Source organism: Aliibacillus thermotolerans, assembly GCF_027853235.1.
GTDB lineage: Bacteria > Bacillota > Bacilli > Bacillales > Marinococcaceae > Aliibacillus > Aliibacillus thermotolerans.
The window spans coordinates 1-2,794 of the sequence record NZ_WKJG01000085.1; the positions used below are offsets into that span (position 1 = coordinate 1).

At 37.1% G+C, this 2,794-nt stretch carries 2 protein-coding genes; one reads left to right on the forward strand and one right to left on the reverse strand.

Going from position 1 to position 2,794, the window contains the following annotated elements; genetic code table 11:
* Window positions 1-147, forward strand: a 147-nt coding sequence (locus GJS40_RS12760) for an ATP-binding protein (RefSeq protein WP_270898242.1), incomplete at its 5' end; no start/stop codon positions are given.
* Window positions 148-318: 171 nt separating this feature from the next.
* Here the strand turns inward: GJS40_RS12760 and GJS40_RS12765 are convergent.
* Window positions 319-2,490, reverse strand: a complete 2,172-nt coding sequence (locus GJS40_RS12765; protein ID WP_270898241.1) for a copper-translocating P-type ATPase — start codon at window positions 2,488-2,490, stop codon at window positions 319-321.
* Window positions 2,491-2,794: the final 304 nt, after the last annotated feature.

A 2,794-nucleotide genomic window follows, 5' to 3' on the forward strand; every position in this document is an offset into this window, starting at 1 on the left:
TGGGGTGAGTTATTAGGCGATCCAGCAATTACTACCGCTATATTAGATAGGATTATGCACAGAGCGGAAATTATCCATTTAAATGGAGACAGTTATCGCATGAAACATAGAACTTCTATCTTTGGAGTAAAAACTGCTTCAAATTAATTATCGAAAACTGTATCTTTTTACTTGACGGTTACACTGTTAGATTACGTTACAAGTTTGCAGAAATTAAGCAGATTCTTTGTACTATTTATGAACAGAATTTACCTACAGAAAAATAAAAGGCTAAGCAATACCATACATGCTTAGCCAAACATAAACTATTTGTTTCTATTAATCGATTTTTAATAATTGAGCGTTTATTGCACAAATAATGGTACTGAGTGACATAACTGCGGCTCCGACGGCAGGGGTTATGACAAACCCAACATTGTACAATACACCTGCAGCTAAAGGAATGGCAATGATGTTATACCCAGCAGCCCATGCTAAGTTTTGGGACATTTTTCTGCGACTAGCCTTTGACAATTTAATGATATTTAGAATATCCACTGGATTACTGTTAACTAGTACAACATCGGCTGTTTCAATCGCAACATCTGTACCCGCACCAATGGCAATTCCCAAATCAGCTTCCGCTAGGGCAGGGGCATCATTTACTCCATCCCCAATCATCGCAACCTTTTTCCCGTTTTGTTTTAAATCCTTTACATTATTTGATTTTTCATGGGGAAGAACTTCTGCAATGACTTTGGAAAGCCCTAGTTTTTCTCCTACATAATTTGCTACACGGCTATTGTCTCCAGTCATCATAATCGTTTCAATACCACGATCATTTAATTCTTTAATGACTTTGTAGGAAGATTCCCGGATGATATCAGCTAGTGCTATCATCCCTTGTAAGACATTATCTTTAAGTACAAATACAACCGTTTTTCCTTGTAAAGCCAGTTGATCATAGGTTTTTTCATCGAATGGAATTTTATTTTCTCTCATTGTTCCGGGACTTACAACAGCAATTTCAGCTTCACCTATTTTCGCAACTAATCCCTTACCAGTTAGATTTCGGTAATCCTTAATGTCATAGGCCTGTAAATTACGCTCTTTTCCTTCTTTCACAATTCCATTAGCTATTGGATGTTCTGATTGTAATTCAACAGAATAAGCCAACTTCAATAATTCTTCTTCACTAACTCCCTCGCTTGGATGAATATCTGTTACACCGAAGTTTCCTTCCGTAAGGGTTCCTGTTTTGTCAAACACCACGCGGTCCAATTTATACGCACTTTCAAACGCTATACGATTTCGAATTAACAAACCATTTTTGGCTGCAATGGAAGTAGATCTAGATGTTACAAGTGGTGTTGCCAAGCCAAGTGCGTGTGGACAAGCAATGATCAAAACGGTTACCATTCGTTCTAGAGCAAAATCCAAGTCTCCGTTAGTTAACCAGACCGCAAAGGTTATAATCCCTACTACTACTGCAACGTAGAATAACCATTTAGCAGCAATATCCGCAAAGCCTTGGGCCTTTGATTTTGATTTTTCTGCATCGCTTACCAATTTAATAACTTGGGATAGGTAGGTGTCATTTCCTGTTTTACTTACCTTAACTTTTAATACACCATCACCATTGACGGAACCACCTATCGCTTCCATTCCGGGTCCTTTTTCAACAGGGACAGATTCTCCTGTAAGCATAGACTCATCGACGGTAGATTCTCCTTCGTAAATTTCACCATCAATTGGAATCTTTTCACCCGATTTAACTAAAATCAGGTCACCCGGTTGTAAATCTTCGACTGTTACCTCAACAATATTTCCGGATTTGTCCAGTTTATGGGCTTCTTTTGGCATTAACTTGATTAGCTCTTCCAGTGCCTTTGAAGCACCCATCAGGGATTTCATTTCTATCCAATGTCCTAACAACATAATTACAATAAGAGTAGCTAATTCAAAGAAGAAGTCGCTGCCTTCGATAAAGAATGCTGTCAGTGTGCTATATACATAAGCGGCGATGATAGCTAAAGAAATTAACATCATCATTGCAGGCGATTTCTCTTTTAACTCATCCCATGCACCAAGTAAAAATGGTTTTCCACCATAGAAAAAGACAATCGTGGAAAGCAAGAAAAGTAAAAGGGTATCACCTGTGAAATTTACTTCATATCCAATCAGCATTTGAATCATTGGAGACAAGTATAAAATAGGAATTGATAAAACTAGGGATATCCAAAAACGTTTCTTAAAATCTTCTACCATATGTTCGTGATGTCCACCATGTCCACCATGTCCACCATGATGCCCACTATGTCCATGACTGTGGTCGTGATTTTTGTGTTCTTCATATCCATGTTTGTGATGACCATGCATATCTTCATGTTCATGATTGTGATGTTGATGACTGCGATGTTCTTGTTTCTCATGTTGTTTGTGATTATGATGGTCATGTTCTCTATGCCTATTGTGGTTGTGTTGATTCTCTTCATTTCCATTGTTATTCATTATTACTCCTCCTTTGGTATGGATATTTAGATGAATTTCCTATTATTTTCTGTATTATTCATCCTTCTATCCATACTATATCATACTATACCCCTGTACAGTATTGAATAAGGCTATGATTTTATGTAAAAGATTTGTGTCAAAACAAAAGGTCTTCTTTTATAATTGTATTAAAGACCTCCCTCAATAAAGTAAGAATATCTTCCAAATGCTCGCTTATTCTCAAAATTTCATAGACACTGTTTTACACCTAACAGCACTTCCACCTTATAAAAGGATAATCACAGAATATTCTAACAGGGTG